We start from the raw sequence: 15,378 nt of genomic DNA on the forward strand, positions 1-15,378 counted from the left end.
GGGTGTGGCCTTCATCCTGGCGCTGGTCACCCTCACGGTTCTGGGCCTGGTGGTCACGGGCAGCTTCTATGCTGCTCGTCAGGAGACACGCATCTCGGTGGCCAGCGAGTTGACGGGCCGGGCGTTCTCGGTCTCCGAGACCGGCATCGCCGACGTTCTGGCCAATTGGCAGGGAGAGCGCTTCGGACTCCTGTCCGTCGGCGCTGCCGATCAGGTCACCGCCATCGCCGCCGAGGGCAGCGCCCTGGTCGACGTTCGACGCATCTCGGAGCGGCTCTATCTGCTCGACAGCCGGGCGTCGCTCTACGCCGATCCGCAAACCCAGCACCGGATCGCGGTTCTGACGCGTCTGCGAAGCCCGATGTTCTCGGCGGGCTCTGCCGCGCTGGTGCTCGGCCAGCTCGTGCTGGAGGGAGACGCCGGAGTCACGGGAGCCGACTTCACTCCTTTGTCTTGGGCTTCCCTCTGCGGCGCCAGCGGTGGCGCCCAGGCCGGAGTGATCATTCCGGACGCCACCAGCATTGCCACTTCGGGAGGGGCTCAGGTGTCCGGCTCCCCGCCGGTCGTGGAGAATCCAGGGTTGGGCGCGGCGGCGCTCGTCGATTTCGGCGGGATCTCCTGGGCTGAGCTGGTGGCCGTGGCCGACGTGCACCTTCCCAGCGGAGCGTTCGGTCCGGTCGCGCCGCAAACCGGTGCGAGCGGGACCTGCCAAACGGCAAGCGCATCCAACTGGGGAGACCCCAACAATCCCGACGGACCCTGCGGCCGCTACTTTCCGGTCGTGCACGTGACGGGCGACCTGCAGCTGGCTGCCGGATCCGTGGGGCAGGGGGTCCTGCTGGTGGAGGGCAATCTGCACCTCACGGACGACACGCGGTTCTTCGGTGTGATCGTCGCGCACGGTGAGATCACCATCGAAGGCGCCGGCGTTCTGCTTGCCGGCACGGTCCGTACCCAGAACCTGACGACCCGCAACCCGAGCACGGTGCGCGAGGTCTGGGTCGCCGCGTCGCGGTGCGCCATCAACCGCGCCATCCTCAACAACCCTGCGCTGACCCGCGCCGAGCCCATTCCAGCGCGCAGCTGGATCGACTTCACCGCACTGGAAGGCTGAGGCATTTGGGAATCCAAGGACTGCGCATCGAGCGTGGCGGGCGTACGTGGGAAGTCACCTCGGCGGTTCGTGCCGGCCCCCAATGGCGGGTGATCCTGAAGGGCGTGGACGATCCACGCTGCAAGCTGCAAACACAAGTGGAAGGCACACGGCCGCCCGTGCCGGGCACATTGACCGTGGCGGTGCAGAACCCGCAATACCGGTGGTTCGTGGACCGCGAGCAGACCGTCTGGCGCGCCGAGGTGACACCACGCTACGAGTACAATCAGCTGATCGGGAACTCGATCGTCTTTTCTTCAGACGTCAGCCAGGAGCGTCACCGCTATCCTTACGACGGGGTGGAAGCGCTCGGGATGGTCGCCGACATCAAGCTGCTCGAGTTGCTGTTGCGCGCCAAGAAGGGCCTGTGACCAAGGCACACACCAAAGGACCTGCACAACAGGGAGGCACCATGCCCACACGCATCGTTCGAACACCGCTTCTGCTGCTTTCTCTGCTGCTCCTGGCACCCCTGCTGGGTGCCTGCGCTTCGGGTGGCTCGTCGTCCGGGAGCAGTAGTAGTAGCGCCCGCGGAGGCCGGAACCTGATCACTGCCGAGGAACTCGCGACCATGCCGGCGACCTCGGCGTACGAAGCCATCCAGCGGCTCCGCCCCACCTGGCTCCAGAGCCGTTCAGGGCAAGTGGGCCCACAGGTTCACGTCGACGGCCGCCCCGTGGCCGGCGGCCTGCAGATGCTTACATCCATCCGCTCCACCGACTGCCGTGAACTGCGCTTCCGCAATGGGCGCGACGCGACGACGCTCTACGGAACCAACTACTCCAACGGCGTGATCGAGGTCACGACCCGTAGCAGGTAGGGGTCCGGGCCGATGCTGCTACCGCTCCTGCTCAGCGCCTCGCTGCAGGCGGCCCAGGGGGCTCAGGCCCCACGGGTTGAAGTGCTCCCCGCGGAGGCCGAGCTCGTAGTCGGCGAGACCGCAGTGTTGGAGGCCGTGCTGCGGGACGGAGCGGGCCAGCCGCGGTCGGATGTCCCCATGCGATGGTATACGGCGCAGGGCGATATCGTCGAACTGACGTCCGACGGACGTGTGAGAGCGCTTCGGCCTGGGAGGGCAGAGATCCGTGTCCTCGCGCTCGGATCTCCAGGCGCCGCGCCTGGCGTCACCGTCATCCGCGTAGCCGCCCTGCCACCGGTAGCACTGGAAGCGCACACCCCCGTGCAGGTGCTCGCGCTGGGCACCAGCGTGCCGTTGACGGTCTACGGGGTCGATCGCGCAGGAGAGCGGCGTGTGGTCCCCGATGCGACCGTGCGCTCGGCCTCACCTGTACTCCGCGTCGATGGCCTGGGCCGCGTCCACGGAGTCGCCCCCGGAAAGGGAAGCGTCGAGGTCCGGGCCGGGGAGGCAGTGGCCGAGCTCGAGATCGAAGTGATCGACGAAGGCCCGCTCTCGCTGGCTCTGGTGCGGCCTTCACCCACGAACGTCCCGGTGAGGACCGGCGATGTGCTGCGCATGCAGGTGGAGGCGCGCGGTCGATCGGGGCCCGTGCGTGTGTTTCCGGCGTGGAGCCTCGCGGGCTCTGGTGCCCAGATCGAAGCCGAGGGGAGGGAAGGGGTCTTCGTCGCGGAGCAGCCCGGGCGCCACCGGATCACGGCGCTGGTCGGCGAAGGGAACTCGGTGTCCGCCGTGCTCGAGGTGGAGCCCCGCATATCGGAAGAGATGCTGGCGCAGGTGGGACGCGGTGCCATCTCCACGCACCACTCTGGAGACATGTGGGTCTTCGAGGGCGTGGACAGGCGTGACTACGTGTACGTCGGGACCTTCATGCACGATTGGATGAAGGTGTGGGATGTCACGAACCCGGCGCAGCCACAGCTCACCGACTCGATCCAACTCGATGCCCGCCGCATCAACGACGTGAAGATCCATCCGAACAACCGGGTCGGCATCGTGACGCGGGAGGGCGCTTCCAATCGCCGGAACGGCATCGTGATGCTCGATCTGGCCACACCGGCCCACCCGAAGGTGCTGGCCCACTACGAAGAAACGGTCACGGGCGGCGTCCACAACGTGTGGATCGACGGTCAGAACGACCTGGTCTACGCATGCCACAACGGCACGTCCGACCTGCACATCCTCGACATCTCCGATCCGGCGGCACCCCGGGAAGTGGGGCGTTGGGGGCTCCCCAAGCAGGCGAAGACCCTTCACGACGTGATCGTCCAGGATGGCTACGCGTTCCTCTCGTATTGGGACGACGGAGTCGTCATCCTGGACGTGGGGGCGGGGACGCACGGAGGAACGCCGCGCGCGCCTGCGTTCGTGAGTCGCTACGCCTATCCCATCGGAAACACGCACGTCGCCTGGCGCTCCGGCCGCTATTTGTTCCTCGGCGACGAGATCTTCCCAGACGACTGGAACGCCGATCGCCCCATCGAGGCGCGTGGGTACATCCATGTGGTCGATGTATCCGATATCGAGAACCCACAGGAGGTGGCGTTCTACGAGGTGCCCGAGGCCGGAGCCCACAACGTCTGGGTGGACGATGAGAAGCTCTACGTGGGATACTACCAGGCCGGCCTGCGGGTGGTGGACATCTCGGGAGAACTGCGTGGCGATCTCTACGCACAGGGACGGGAGATCGCGAGCTACCGAACCACCGATGCCCAGACCACGGTCGCCAACTGGCCGATGGCCTGGGGAGCCCAGATCTTCAAGGGCCGCATCTACTCCTCCGACCTCAACTCGGGCCTCTGGATCACCCAGTTGGCCCCGCGCTCACGCCCGGTCTCCTGAGCGGACGGACTCACGCCGCAGCGCGTGGGGGAAATGAGAGGGGCCGCGGGGGATCCGTCCCCCGCGGCCCCTTCTGCCGCTCCCCGGGCGCCGGGGGCTAGCGCACGCGAGCGATGATCACCTTCACGCCCGACGTGGCCGTGACGTCGAACTCCGCACCACGACCGCTGCCATCGGACTCGAACTCGTGGACACGGATACCACCCGGACCCAGGGACCCCGCATACGTGCGGTTCCCGAACTGCGCCGCGTGGACCACTCCGTCGTCGTTGTCCGTCGTGGACGAATCCAAGCCCGTGGGGCAAGGGCCACCGTTGCAGGTCCGCGTGACGGGCCAGGGGAATGAGCCGGCCGGATCCGGATTGCGGAACAGCTCGGCCACGTTCCGGAAGTCGTAGGTGGTGAAGTCACGCGCCGTGGCTACCCCCGTCCCGCCGAAGGTCACGGCGATGGCGTACTCGAGCTCCAAGTCGACGAACGACTTGCCCGTGAAGGTGGTGAAGCCGCTGAAGCCGCTTACGGTCGACGAGTCGTTCTGCATACGGAACAGCGTCTGATCTCCGAGCGTCGCGGACCCTGCGTTCCCGTAGGCATCCCCCAGGAACCGGTGGAAAAGCCAACCCGACCCGTAGATGCCATTCTGCTGGGAGGTGAGCGAAGCGCTCAGACCGTTCGGCTGCGCGGCCAGATACCAGGTGACGCGGGCCATGCGCAGGAAGATCCCGTAGTTCTCGGCGCGGATGTCGGTCTGCCCACCGACGACGAAGTCGTTGCGCGTAGCCTTGGCGGTTACCGCAGGCCCTCCGGTGGCGGCCCAGGCCAGGCGGGTCGCGATCTCACCCGCAATCTCGGCTGTGCCTTCCTCGATGAAGCTCGGGTGGAAGGGTTGGTTGGCGACCCGATGGTAGAGCGAGGACACGTGCTTGGCCTCGTGGACCAGCGTGGCCAGCGCCTGGAAGCTGGTCTCATCGTCCATGTCATTGATGACGCTGGCGTTGAAGTAGATCAGCTCTCGTTCGTTCGACGCCGGGCAGACGTTGGTGGCATTGGAGAAGAAGTCGCCGCTCCAGACGAAGGCCGCCACCTGCTCGCCGATGTCGGGCGTCACCAGCACGGTGATCAGGCCATCGCCATTGATGTCGGTCGTACCACCGAAGTACTTCTCGATCACTTCGCGCCCGTAGTTCTCGTAGAACGACAGCATCAGATTCACACTGCCCTGTGAAACCGGTGCGCTCGTCCGCTGCGAGACCGTCTGATAGATGGCGACGTACTGGTTCTCCCCGAGCTTGACGGCCGTGTTCGACTTGGCCGAGCTCAAGCTGCAGGTGGACGCGTCCGTGGGGACGGTGAGCACCACGGTGTCCGGGGCGGCCTGGGCCGCCGCCGCGAGGTCGAAGGCGGCCCGCAGCGGCGTCCCCTGGGCAGGCTTCACACCACTGCGCGGCAGGCTGGCGACGAGGCGTTCCTCCTGATTGCGCAAAGCCAAATGGAAGCGCTCCGTGCTCTCCGAGAGCGCCACCGCACGCTCCAGCCCGCGTACGGCCGGTGCGGAGGCCGACAGCACCGGTCCAGCGAAGGCATCGGCGGCGAACGTGGTGCTGACCTGCGGTGCTGCCGAGGTCGTGGTGACCCCGTCGCCGCGCATCTGCAGATTCACCGCCACCGACGTGCTGGACTCGGAGGCGAGCGGGTAGGTGACGCCGACCCGGTAGCCCGCGCCAGCGCTGGAGGGGAGATAGAACCCACACGTGCTCAACGTCGACGCGTCGACCACCATGTGCGCGCCCACGCCGAGGGACAGGGGCGCATCACACACGGTGAGTGTCAACGCGCGGGTGGCACTTCCACCGGCGCCGTCCTGGACGCGGAACGTGGGTGTGAACGTGCCGGCCACGCTCGGCGTACCGGTGAGCGTGCCGGAGGCCGACAGGCTGATCCCGCCGGGGAGCGCTCCGCTGGCCAGCGACCAGGTGTACCCTCCGCCATTGCCGCCCTTGGCGAGAAGCGTCTCCGCGTAGGGCAGTGTCTGCCGTCCGCGATCCAACGCGCTGGTACTCACCGCCAGGATCCCTACCTCGCCGGTCGCGGTGAAGTCCACCGAGAGCGTACCCACGGTGGCACGCATGAGCTGCGCGCCCACCGTGCCACCCAACACCCAACTGGTTGCCGCCCGCCCGGTCGGTCCGGTGAGAACGGTGCTCGTGCCCACCGATCCGCCGCCACCCACGACTTCGAAGGTCACGGCCTTCCCGATGACCGCCGTCCCAAGGGCGTCCTTGAGCTCCACGGTGGGACTGATGGGAAGCGCTTCGCCGACTTCGCCCGTCTGGGCATCGCCAGCCGTCTTGAGCAACGACTCAGGAACCTGATCGACGCTGACGGAGGCGGCGCCCGAAACGCTGCCCCCGGTGGACACCTGGACCTGGGCGGTCGCGCGGATCTGCGCGGTGCCGTTGCCGGTCGATGTCGCGAGGCCGGACGGTCCCACGTTGGCTACGCCGATGTCAGTGCTCGTCCAGGTCACGGACACCCCCGACATGGGGTTGCCATCCTGGTCCAACACCTGAGCCGAGAACTGCTCGGTTTCGCCGACGCTGCTGAACGAAGCCGTCGACGGGGTTACCTGAACAGTGGTGGCGACCGGCGGGGACGTCCCCCCGTCGCATGCGGCGAGCACCAGGGCGCTCGCGATGAACGCCACCAGAAGACGAGTCATGGCCGTGCCTCGTTGTGTGTCGAATGGGGTGGCGCTCGGTATATTGCGCGGCGCCACCGGGCCCTGCGGGCAGGTGTTTGCGAACGTTCGATGCAAATTGAAGACCCGAACCGCGGGGCCAAGGTTCCTCATGTCCGACGCCGTCGAGTTCCCTCCTGCCCGGGGCGATGGGCGGCCCTCGCTGACCGCCGCAGAGGCGCGGCGGGTGGCCAGGGCGTTGTTCGGCGTAGACGGCGCAGCTCAGGAGCTTCCCAGCTACCAGGACCAGAACTTCCGCGTGGCGGATGAGTGGGTCCTAAAGATCGCGAACGCCAACACGCCCCTGGTCGCGCTCGAGGCCGAGAACGCCGCCATGCGGCACCTCCAGGCCGCACTCCCCCAACTGCGGTTCCCCGCTCCCAGGCCCTCGCTCGGGGGAGAGGACCTCCCGGGGCTCCCGACCCACGGGGGAGCACTCCATCGCGTCCGACTGCTGCGCTGGGTTCCGGGCACGCCGCTCGCCGAGACGCCCCCCGGGGCCCGGCCGGGGCCGGGCCCGGTCGGCGCACACGTCGCCGAGATCACCCGCGCCCTCACGGAGTTCGACCACCCGGGCTGCCACCGCTACCTCGCCTGGGACCTCCTGCAAGGGCCTGAGGTCGTGGAACGGGGCAGCGCGCTCCTCACGGACCCCGCGCTTCGTACCTTGGTGCGCGACGAGCTCACGCGCTTTCAGGCCCACACTCAGCCGCTGCTCCCTTCCTTGCCCAGGGGAGTGGCCCACAACGACCTCAACGACCACAACCTGCTGGTGGGCTCGGAGCGGAACCTGATCGGAGTGATCGATCTCGGGGATCTGGTCCACAGCCTGCGCGTGGCCGACCTCGTCATCGCTGCCACCTATCTGTTGCTGGAGACTCCCGATCCCGTCGGGGTCCTGGCTCAGATGCTGGAGGGCTACGGGCGTTCACTGGTGCCGACGGAGCTGGAGCGCGAGCTCCTGCTTCCCCTGATTCGCCTGCGGATGTGCGTGAGCATCGCCATGGCCGCCCTGGCCGCCGACGCTGGAGAGCGGAACGACGACTACCTGGTGGTCAGCCAGGCGGGCGTGCGCCGCACGTTGGCCACGTTGACGCTCCTCGACGACCGACGCGTCTTCCGCCGACTCAGTGGGGAAGCGAGCAGGCCTGCCCGACCCACGCGGGCGAGGGGCGCCATCGAGCGCGCACGCACGCAGGTCGCCGGCAAAGCGCTCAGCCTGTCCTACCGCCGACCTCTTCACATCGTGCGCGGTCGGGGTGCCTTCCTCTACGACCCGGAGGGGAGGGCCTGGTTGGACTGCGTGAACAACGTGGCACACGTGGGGCACGAGCATCCCCGCGTGGTCGAGGCCCTCAGTGAGCAAGCGTCACTGCTCAACACGAATACCCGCTACCTGCACGAGCTGCTGCCGCGCTATTGCGAGCGCCTGCTCGAGCGTTTCGGGCCACCCTTCGAGGTGTGCTACCTCGTCTGCTCGGGAAGCGAGGCCAATGAGCTGGCCCTGCGCATGGCGCGCGCGGTGACAGGCGCGCACGGCGTAGTGGTGTTGGACGGCGCCTACCATGGCAACACGTCCGCGTTGGTGGAGATGAGCCCCTACAAATACAAGGGCAGGGGCGGGCGGGGCCGGCCGGACTGGGTCGAGGAAGCCCCGCTGCCGGACCCCTACCGCGGCCGGCACCGCGGGGAGCGCGCCGGGGTCGCCTACGCGGCCGCGGTGGCCGAGGCAGCCGAGCGGGCGCGCGGCGGGCGCTCCGGCCTGGCCGCCTTCTTCGCGGAGGCCATCCTGAGCTGCGGCGGCCAGATCGTGCCCCCGGCGGGGTTCCTTCAACAAGCCTTCCACGAGGTCCGCGCCCGGGGCGGAGTCGTGGTGGCCGACGAAGTCCAGGTCGGGTTTGGACGCGTGGGGTCCCATTGGTGGGGCTGGGAGCAGGCGGGGGCCCGCCCGGACATCGTCACCCTGGGCAAGCCCATCGGAAACGGGCATCCCATGGGGGCCGTCGTCACCACCCGATCGGTCGCCGACGCCTTCGCCAACGGCATGGAGTACTTCAACACCTTCGGTGGGAATCCGGTCTCCTGTGCGGTGGGGCTGGCCGTGCTCGACGTTCTGGAGGAGGAGCGCCTTCGGGAACACGCCCTCGGGGTCGGCGAGCGTCTGCTCCACGGGCTGGCCGACCTCGAGGGCGCCAGCCCCCATGCGGGGCAGGCCCGGGGCAGGGGCCTGTTTCTGGGGTTGGAGATCGTCGAGGACCGGGCGGGCCGCACCCCCGATGCCGTGCGCGCCCGTAGACTGGTCGAGTGGGTGAAGGAAGAGCGGCAGATCCTCTTGAGCACGGACGGGCCGGACCACAACGTCCTCAAGATCAAGCCGCCCCTGCCGTTTTCCGCGGAGGACGGAGAGCGCCTCCTGGACGCACTGCGGGCGGGCCTGGCCGCGCTCCCCTGAGGCCCACGCCGACCTGCGTCTCGAACCGACCCTTGAAGCGCCCCTTGCGCGGCCGCGCGTACCTGAATATTATGCGCATACTGATGCATGGAGCGGCCCGCCGGACTACCCGGGGGGCCGCTCTGTTTCGTTCCGCCGAGGGAGCGCGGACCAGGAGAGGAGGCCGTGGACGAGCGGGAGATTCGGCACCGGGCGATCCGGGAGCTGCTGAGTCGGGAACGGATCCGCACCCAGGCGCGGCTGGTGGCCCGCCTGCGGGAGCAGGGGCACGACATCACGCAGGCCTCGATCTCCCGGGACCTGAGGGCGCTCGCCGTCACCAAGGTGCGCGGCGTCTATCAGCTGCCGGACGATCCGCGCCGGATCCCATCCGCGATCCTCGGCCTGATCGAGGCCGCGGTCCCGGCGGGCGACCACCTGATGGTCGTTCGCACGCGGGTCGGTGCGGCCCAACCCGTCGGCGTGGCCATCGACGAGGCCGGGTGGCCCGAGGTGGTGGGGACCATCGCGGGAGATGACACAATCTTCATCGCCGTGGCGGTCCCGGACGCGCTGCCCCGTATTCGCAGTCGACTGGAGGTGTGGGCCTCCAATGAAAAGCAGGACAACACCATCGAGATGAAGAATCCAGAGGAGACCGCCGAGTGAGACAGCTCGTGGTCGACAAGATCGCGTCGGTGACCCGCAACGCGTCCGTGGGCCGTTCCGTGTGGGTGGGGGATGAATTCCCCTGCGTGGAAGGGGACGTGGTGGCCGTGCGCATCCTCACGCGCAAGAGCACCTACAATCAGTTGGAGCTCCCCACGGGGCGTTTCTCGTCCTTGAAGCCCGGCGACGTGGTCGTCGGTGCCCTGGGGCATCGTCGGGCGTTGGGCGGCTATGCCGGCCACATTCCGACGAGCCTCGCCACGGGCGCCACCACCAACATCCTGAACCTGGGTGGCGTGATCGGCACCTGCACCTCCTACAGCCCCGAAGTGGGGCCGCCCTTCGAGTGCGAGGTGCTGGGACAGGTCCTGTCATTCCCCTACCTGGGCGAACGCATCGGCATCCCGGCCAACATCCGCCGCAAGGCCCTCCCGATGCCCGAGCGCCTGGAGGTAGGCACCACGCCGGTCATCGCCGTGGTCGGCACCTCGATGAACGCCGGGAAGACCCTGGCGTGCTCGAGCCTCATTCAGGAGCTCGCGCACCGTAATCTGCGCGTGCACGGGGGGAAGACCACCGGGGTCAGCCTGCGCCGGGACGTCCTGCACATGGAGGACTCGGGAGCGGTTCGCACGGCGGTCTTCACGGATTTCGGGGTGGTGACGACCCGCAGGGAGAACGCGCCGTCGCTGGCGCGGGCCATCCTCACCACGCTGGCGGAGGACCGCCCGGACGTCCTGGTGCTGGAACTGGGCGACGGGCTCTTCGGCGACTACGGCGTCGATGCCATCCTGGACGACGAGGCGCTGCGCCGGTCCTTCTCGGCGGTGGTCTTGGCGGCCACCGACCCCGTAGGCGCCTACGGAGGCCTGCGGGTCCTCGAGGAGACCTACGGGATCCGGGCCACCGTGGTCACCGGACCCGCCACCGACAACGCCGCCGGCACCGAGGTGATCGAGGCACGCTTTGGCGTGCGGGCCATCAATGCCAGGGTATCCCCGTCCGAGCTGGCGGACGTGGTCCTGGAGGGTGCGGGAATCCATGCGCGGAGGGCAAACGGTGGCGGCTGAGCAGATCCCGGCCTGGGTGCTGGGCGGAAGTGGATACGTGGGCGCCGAGGTGATGCGCCTCCTCTGGGGCCATCCGCTGCTCCGCCTTCAGGGGGCCTTCGCCCACGGACAGGCCGGAGGCTCGATCGAGGAGCTGTTTCCGCATCTCCACGGCGTGCTGCCGGGCGGCACCTTCCTGCCGTCCAGCGAGCTCGACCGGATCTTGGGGGGCGGCCCCCGAGTGGCGGTCTTCTCCTGCCTCCCGCATGGGGCGACGGCCGCGACGCTCGACCAGCTGCTCAGCGCCGCTCAGGGGGCGGGCAAGGACCTGTTGCTGGTCGACCTTTCCGCGGACTTCCGGCTTCCGACGGCCGATGCCTACAAAGCCGTCTACGGCCACGACCACCCGGCCCCCGGACGCATCGCGGACTTCACGTGCGCCCTCCCCGAGCTCAGGGCGGACACCCCCGAGGGGCCCATCGCCCATCCAGGGTGCTTCACCACCTGCGTGACCCTGGGGGCGGCGGCCCTGCACGCGCAGGGGCTGCTCGCCGGACCGATCCGCGTGAGCGCAGTGACCGGGAGCACCGGGAGCGGCCGCACTCCGACCGCGGGAACGCACCACCCCGATCGGCACGGGTCCATGAAGGTCTACAAGCCGCTCACCCATCGGCACCGACCCGAGATGGAGATGCTGCTCGGACGGCTGACCGACGGCGAGGATCCTCGCGTCCTGTTCGTCCCCACCTCGGGACCCTTCGCTCGCGGCATCCACGCGACGCTCCACATGGAGCTCTCGCATTCAATGAGCTCGAGCGAGCTAGTCTCTTCCATGCAGGCCTTTTACAGCGGATCTCCCTTTGTGCACGTATCGGCCGACCCCCCGTCCCTCAAGGAGGTGGTCGGCACCAATCGCTGCCGGATCTCCGCCGTCGTCGACGGTGACCAGGCGGTGGTCGTCTCGACGCTCGACAATCTCGTGAAGGGCGCCGCCGGGGGCGCCGTGCAGTGGATGAACCGTCTGGCCGGACTCCCCGAGTCGACCGGCCTGCTGACACCGGGACTGGGATGGAGCTAGCCACGACGAAGGCGGAGGTGCCGGTCTACTCGCGCCTCGGGATCGAGATCAATGAGGGGCAAGGGGTCGAGGTCACCTCGTCGACCGGGGAGCGCTACCTCGACTTCTATGGCGGTCACGCCACGGCCCTGCTGGGCTATGGGCATCCGGCCCTGGTGCGCGCCCTGCGCGAACAGGCCGATCGGCTCTTCTTCCAGACCAACCTGGTCGACGTGGCCATCCGCACCCGGGCGCATGAGCGCTTGGTGGAGCTGGCTCCGGCCGGCTTGACCAAGGTGTTCCTGGTCAACTCGGGGGCAGAGGCCAACGAGAATGCCCTGCGCCTGGCATTGCGGGCCACCGGTCGCACTCGTGTGCTGGCCCTGGAAGGTGCCTTCCACGGCCGGACCGCCGCCTCCGCTGCCGTAACCTACGGAAGCGAGAAGTGGTACGGCTTCCCTCGCACGCCCTTCGACGTGACCTGGATTCCACTTGGGGATCTGCCGGCGCTGGAGCGTGCCCTGGCGGGCGGCGACGTGGCCGCCCTCATCGTCGAGGCTGTCCAAGGCGTCCAGGGGGCGCTCGACGTCCCGATCGACTTCTTGCAGGAGGCCCACCAGCGCGTCCGACGGGCCGGAGCACTTCTGATCGCAGATGAGATCCAGTGCGGTATGGGACGCACTGGCAAGATCTTCGCAATCGAGCACGCGGGCGTCGATCCCGACCTGGTCACGACCGCCAAGGGCCTGGCCGGAGGGTTCCCGGCAGGTGCGGTGCTCATGACCGAGGCAGTGGCGGCGACGGTGGGGACGGGTGACCTGGGAACCACATTCGGGGGTGGCCCCCTGGCAGCGGCCCTCATCGTGGCGGTGGCGGACGAGCTCTCCGTACCCGGCTTCCTCGATCACGTCACCGAGATGGGCGCCCGAGTCCGGGAGACCTGCCAGGTGGGTCCCGTCTCGGCCATCCAGGGTCGCGGCCTGCTGGTCGGTCTGCGGTGCGACCGACCGGCGGCCCAGGTGGTGGCTGGTCTCCGCGACCAGGGCATCCTGGCCGGCACCTCCAAGGATCCTGCCGTCGTGCGACTCATGCCGCCCCTGGTCATCGAGCGCCAGCACGTCGATGCGCTGGCCGCGGCACTGTCCCGGCTCGGTGGCTGAGCGGGAGCCGCGGCCGGTGCGACACTTCACGGATCTGGCAGCGCTCGACGCCGCTGCCATCGAGAGGTTGCTGGAGTCGGCCCAGGAACTGGAGGCCGAGCCTCTGCGCGAGACCCTCAGGGGCAAGGTACTGGGGCTGGTCTTCTTCAATCCATCGCTCCGGACCCTGTCGTCATTTCAGGCCGGCATGGCTCAGCTGGGCGGATCCTCCTTCGTCCTCGCGCCCGGGCAGGGAACCTGGAAGCTGGAGGTCAGGGACGGCGTCGTGATGGATGGAGACGCCGCCGAGCACATCCGGGAGGCGATCCCGGTGTTGGGTCAGTATGCCGACGTCCTGGGGGTCCGCGCGTTCCCGGAAGGGAAGTCGCTCGAGCACGACCTTTCCGAGCCCCTGCTCGCCTCACTGCTGCGCCACACCTGCAAGCCGCTCGTCAACCTCGAGTCGGCCATGGATCACCCCTGTCAGGCGCTGGGGGACTGGAAGACCCTGGATGACACGGGGGTCCCCCGGCGGGGTGGACGCATGGTGCTCTCCTGGGCCTGGCATCCGAAAGCCCTCCCGCTGGCCGTTCCGGCCGCCGTGCTGAAGATGGGTGCGATGCGCGGCATGGACGTCACCGTGCTCCGGCCCGACGGGTTCGGGCTGCCGGCGCCGGTCATGGAGCGGGCCCGGGCGCTCGCCGCCGGGGCGGGGGGGAGCGTCCAGGAGACCGAGGACCGCGAGGGGGCCCTGGAAGGCGCTCACGTCCTCTATGCCAAGTCGTGGCAATCGCCTCGCTACTATGGCGACCCCAACGGCGAATCGGCGCTGCGCTCGGAGTTCCGCGAGTGGTGTGTCCAGGAGTCCTGGTTCCGACCCGCGCGGTCCGACGCCATCTTCATGCACTGCCTGCCCGTCCGCAGGAACGTCGTCGTAGCGGACGAGGTTCTCGACGGCCCTCGGTCGCGGGTCGTGCCTCAGGCAGCCAACCGCCTGCACGTCCAGAAAGCCATTCTGCTCGATCTACTCGGAGGATCTCGATGACCGCACCCGACGGCCCGGTCAGCGCCGTTTTCGCGCTTCGCCGCGCCGTGCCCTATCTGCGCCTCTTCCAGGGCAAGGTGTTCGTGATCAAGGCCGGCGGGGAGGTGTTCACCGACCCCGCGCTGGGACGCTCGCTCCTGGAGCAGGTGGGAATCCTCCACCGCCTCGGCATCCGCATCGTCCTGGTGCATGGCGGAGGCCGCCAGATGACCGACGTGGCGGAGTCGTTGGGCGTGGCCGCCCCGTTCGTGGACGGCCGGCGCGTGACCGATTCGGGTATGCGCGACGTCGCGACCATGGTGCTGAACGGCACGGTCAATACCGCTATCGTGGCTCGCTGCCGTGAGCTGGACGTCCCGGCCCTGGGCATCTCCGGAGTGGACGCTGGACTGGTGCGTGCCGTGCGGCGTCCGCCGAAGACCACGCCCGAGGGGCACCTCGTCGACTACGGCTTCGTGGGAGATGTGGTCTCGGTCGATGCCAATGTGCTGCGGCGCATCCTGGATGAAGGCTTTGTCCCGGTGGTGAGTCCGATCTCGGCGGACGACCAGGGCGAGATCCTCAACATCAACGCGGACACGATCGCCTCGGCGCTGGCGGCCGCCATCAAGGCGGAGAAGTGGATCATCATGACCGGGGCGCCCGGCGTGCTGAGGGACCCCTCCGACCCCGACTCGTTGGTGTCCTATACGGACCTGGAGGGTCTCGACCGTTTGGCCGCAGCTGGCTCGCTCGCGGGGGGGATGCTCCCCAAGGCCGCCGCCATCCGCACCGCCATCGAGGCGGGGGTGCGGAGGGTGCACGTGATCTCCTATCGGGTGCCGGACTCCCTGCTGCTCGAGATCTTCACGAACGAGGGGTCAGGAACCCTGGTCGTGCCGGACGTGTCCCAGATGGCACCCGCGGAGGTGGCCGGCTAGCAGGAAGGGAGGACTCGAGGCCGTGATGCGTCGCACCGGCATGCTGATCTCGCTGGTCTCCCTGGGCCTTGCCGCTGCGTGCGCGACCCCCTCGAGCGGAGGCGACTTCGGGATGGAGCCCGGAGGAGGGAACCCGCTGACCCTCGAGATCGTCAACGAGTTCGAGACGCCGATCCAGGTGCGCCTGCAGTGGGGACCCCGCCTGGACACCGAGCTCCTCGCCACGGTGGACCAGGGTCAGCGGACGACGGTCCCGGTGTTTCGGGACGCCAGCAGCGCCCGGGCCCTGGTGTTCGATCCCAGAGGACGTCGCACCGCGTCCAACCGCGTGGAAAACGTGGGGCCGGACGACCACCTCACCCTCACGGTCGACTCGAGCTTCCGTGCGCGCCTCGTAGCGCACTAGAGAACCCTGGGGGG

Annotated in this window: 13 protein-coding genes; 12 read left to right on the top strand and 1 reads right to left on the bottom strand. The window is 68.6% G+C overall.

The genetic code is table 11. The annotated features are described in order from the left end of the window. Window positions 1-4 precede the first annotated feature (4 nt). Genes R3E10_02830 through R3E10_02845 form a run of 4 tightly spaced genes read left to right on the top strand, consistent with a single transcriptional unit; the run spans window position 5 to window position 3,911 of the window. Entirely contained in the window at window positions 5-1,114 is a 1,110-nt protein-coding gene (locus R3E10_02830; GenBank protein MEZ4414660.1) for a hypothetical protein, read from the top strand. 5 nt (window positions 1,115-1,119) lie between these two features. Continuing rightward, the gene (locus tag R3E10_02835; GenBank protein ID MEZ4414661.1) at window positions 1,120-1,524 is read left to right on the top strand and encodes a hypothetical protein; all 405 of its coding nucleotides are present in this window, start codon (window positions 1,120-1,122) and stop codon (window positions 1,522-1,524) included. A 41-nt stretch (window positions 1,525-1,565) separates the two neighbouring features. Beyond that, complete coding sequence (locus R3E10_02840; protein ID MEZ4414662.1) at window positions 1,566-1,973, top strand: hypothetical protein; 408 nt, start codon at window positions 1,566-1,568, stop codon at window positions 1,971-1,973. Window positions 1,974-1,985: 12 nt separating this feature from the next. After that, window positions 1,986-3,911 (top strand): hypothetical protein, encoded by a 1,926-nt coding sequence (locus R3E10_02845; GenBank protein MEZ4414663.1) that lies wholly within the window; start codon window positions 1,986-1,988, stop codon window positions 3,909-3,911. A gap of 97 nt (window positions 3,912-4,008) precedes the next feature. On the opposite strand, the gene R3E10_02850 is transcribed toward R3E10_02845, so the two are convergent. Beyond that, on the bottom strand, window positions 4,009-6,630 hold the full coding sequence (locus R3E10_02850; protein ID MEZ4414664.1) for a hypothetical protein: 2,622 nt from the start codon (window positions 6,628-6,630) through the stop codon (window positions 4,009-4,011). 130 nt (window positions 6,631-6,760) lie between these two features. Between R3E10_02850 and R3E10_02855 the strand changes: the two genes are divergently transcribed. From R3E10_02855 to R3E10_02890, 8 genes are all read left to right on the top strand, one after another. Continuing rightward, on the top strand, window positions 6,761-9,100 hold the full coding sequence (locus R3E10_02855; GenBank protein MEZ4414665.1) for an aminotransferase class III-fold pyridoxal phosphate-dependent enzyme: 2,340 nt from the start codon (window positions 6,761-6,763) through the stop codon (window positions 9,098-9,100). Window positions 9,101-9,265: 165 nt separating this feature from the next. Continuing rightward, window positions 9,266-9,748 carry an arginine repressor gene (locus tag R3E10_02860; GenBank protein ID MEZ4414666.1) on the top strand — a complete coding sequence of 161 codons (483 nt, stop codon included), beginning with the start codon at window positions 9,266-9,268 and terminating at the stop codon, window positions 9,746-9,748. Further along, window positions 9,745-10,818 (top strand): hypothetical protein, encoded by a 1,074-nt coding sequence (locus R3E10_02865; GenBank protein ID MEZ4414667.1) that lies wholly within the window; start codon window positions 9,745-9,747, stop codon window positions 10,816-10,818. The genes R3E10_02860 and R3E10_02865 overlap by 4 nt, the downstream gene beginning before the upstream one ends. Beyond that, window positions 10,790-11,875, top strand: coding sequence for an N-acetyl-gamma-glutamyl-phosphate reductase (gene argC, locus R3E10_02870; GenBank protein ID MEZ4414668.1), 1,086 nt, complete (start codon window positions 10,790-10,792; stop codon window positions 11,873-11,875). Before R3E10_02865 ends, argC begins: the two co-directional genes overlap by 29 nt. Continuing rightward, a complete protein-coding gene (locus tag R3E10_02875) occupies window positions 11,866-13,014 on the top strand; it encodes an aminotransferase class III-fold pyridoxal phosphate-dependent enzyme (GenBank protein ID MEZ4414669.1) in 1,149 nt (382 codons plus the stop codon). The genes argC and R3E10_02875 overlap by 10 nt, the downstream gene beginning before the upstream one ends. 16 nt (window positions 13,015-13,030) lie before the next feature. Continuing rightward, complete coding sequence (locus tag R3E10_02880; protein ID MEZ4414670.1) at window positions 13,031-14,038, top strand: N-acetylornithine carbamoyltransferase; 1,008 nt, start codon at window positions 13,031-13,033, stop codon at window positions 14,036-14,038. Then, window positions 14,035-14,958 (top strand): acetylglutamate kinase, encoded by a 924-nt coding sequence (gene argB, locus R3E10_02885; protein MEZ4414671.1) that lies wholly within the window; start codon window positions 14,035-14,037, stop codon window positions 14,956-14,958. Before R3E10_02880 ends, argB begins: the two co-directional genes overlap by 4 nt. 22 nt (window positions 14,959-14,980) lie before the next feature. Beyond that, window positions 14,981-15,364: a hypothetical protein gene (locus tag R3E10_02890; protein ID MEZ4414672.1), complete on the top strand. Its 384-nt coding sequence runs from the start codon at window positions 14,981-14,983 to the stop codon at window positions 15,362-15,364. Window positions 15,365-15,378 lie beyond the last annotated feature (14 nt).

Source organism: Gemmatimonadota bacterium, from assembly GCA_041390105.1.
In the GTDB taxonomy this organism is placed as follows: domain Bacteria; phylum Gemmatimonadota; class Gemmatimonadetes; order Longimicrobiales; family Gaopeijiaceae; genus JAGQIF01.

Bases quoted from the DNA above. Each gene is read 5' to 3' on its own strand.
- R3E10_02840 (MEZ4414662.1), top strand. From the start codon at position 1,566: ATGCCCACACGCATCGTTCGAACACCGCTTCTGCTGCTTTCTCTGCTG.
- R3E10_02855 (MEZ4414665.1), top strand. From the start codon at position 6,761: ATGTCCGACGCCGTCGAGTTCCCTCCTGCCCGGGGCGATGGGCGGCCC.
- R3E10_02875 (MEZ4414669.1), top strand. From the start codon at position 11,866: ATGGAGCTAGCCACGACGAAGGCGGAGGTGCCGGTCTACTCGCGCCTC.
- argB (MEZ4414671.1), top strand. From the start codon at position 14,035: ATGACCGCACCCGACGGCCCGGTCAGCGCCGTTTTCGCGCTTCGCCGC.
- R3E10_02845 (MEZ4414663.1), top strand. From the start codon at position 1,986: ATGCTGCTACCGCTCCTGCTCAGCGCCTCGCTGCAGGCGGCCCAGGGG.
- R3E10_02850 (MEZ4414664.1), bottom strand. From the start codon at position 6,630: ATGACTCGTCTTCTGGTGGCGTTCATCGCGAGCGCCCTGGTGCTCGCC.
- argC (MEZ4414668.1), top strand. From the start codon at position 10,790: ATGCGCGGAGGGCAAACGGTGGCGGCTGAGCAGATCCCGGCCTGGGTG.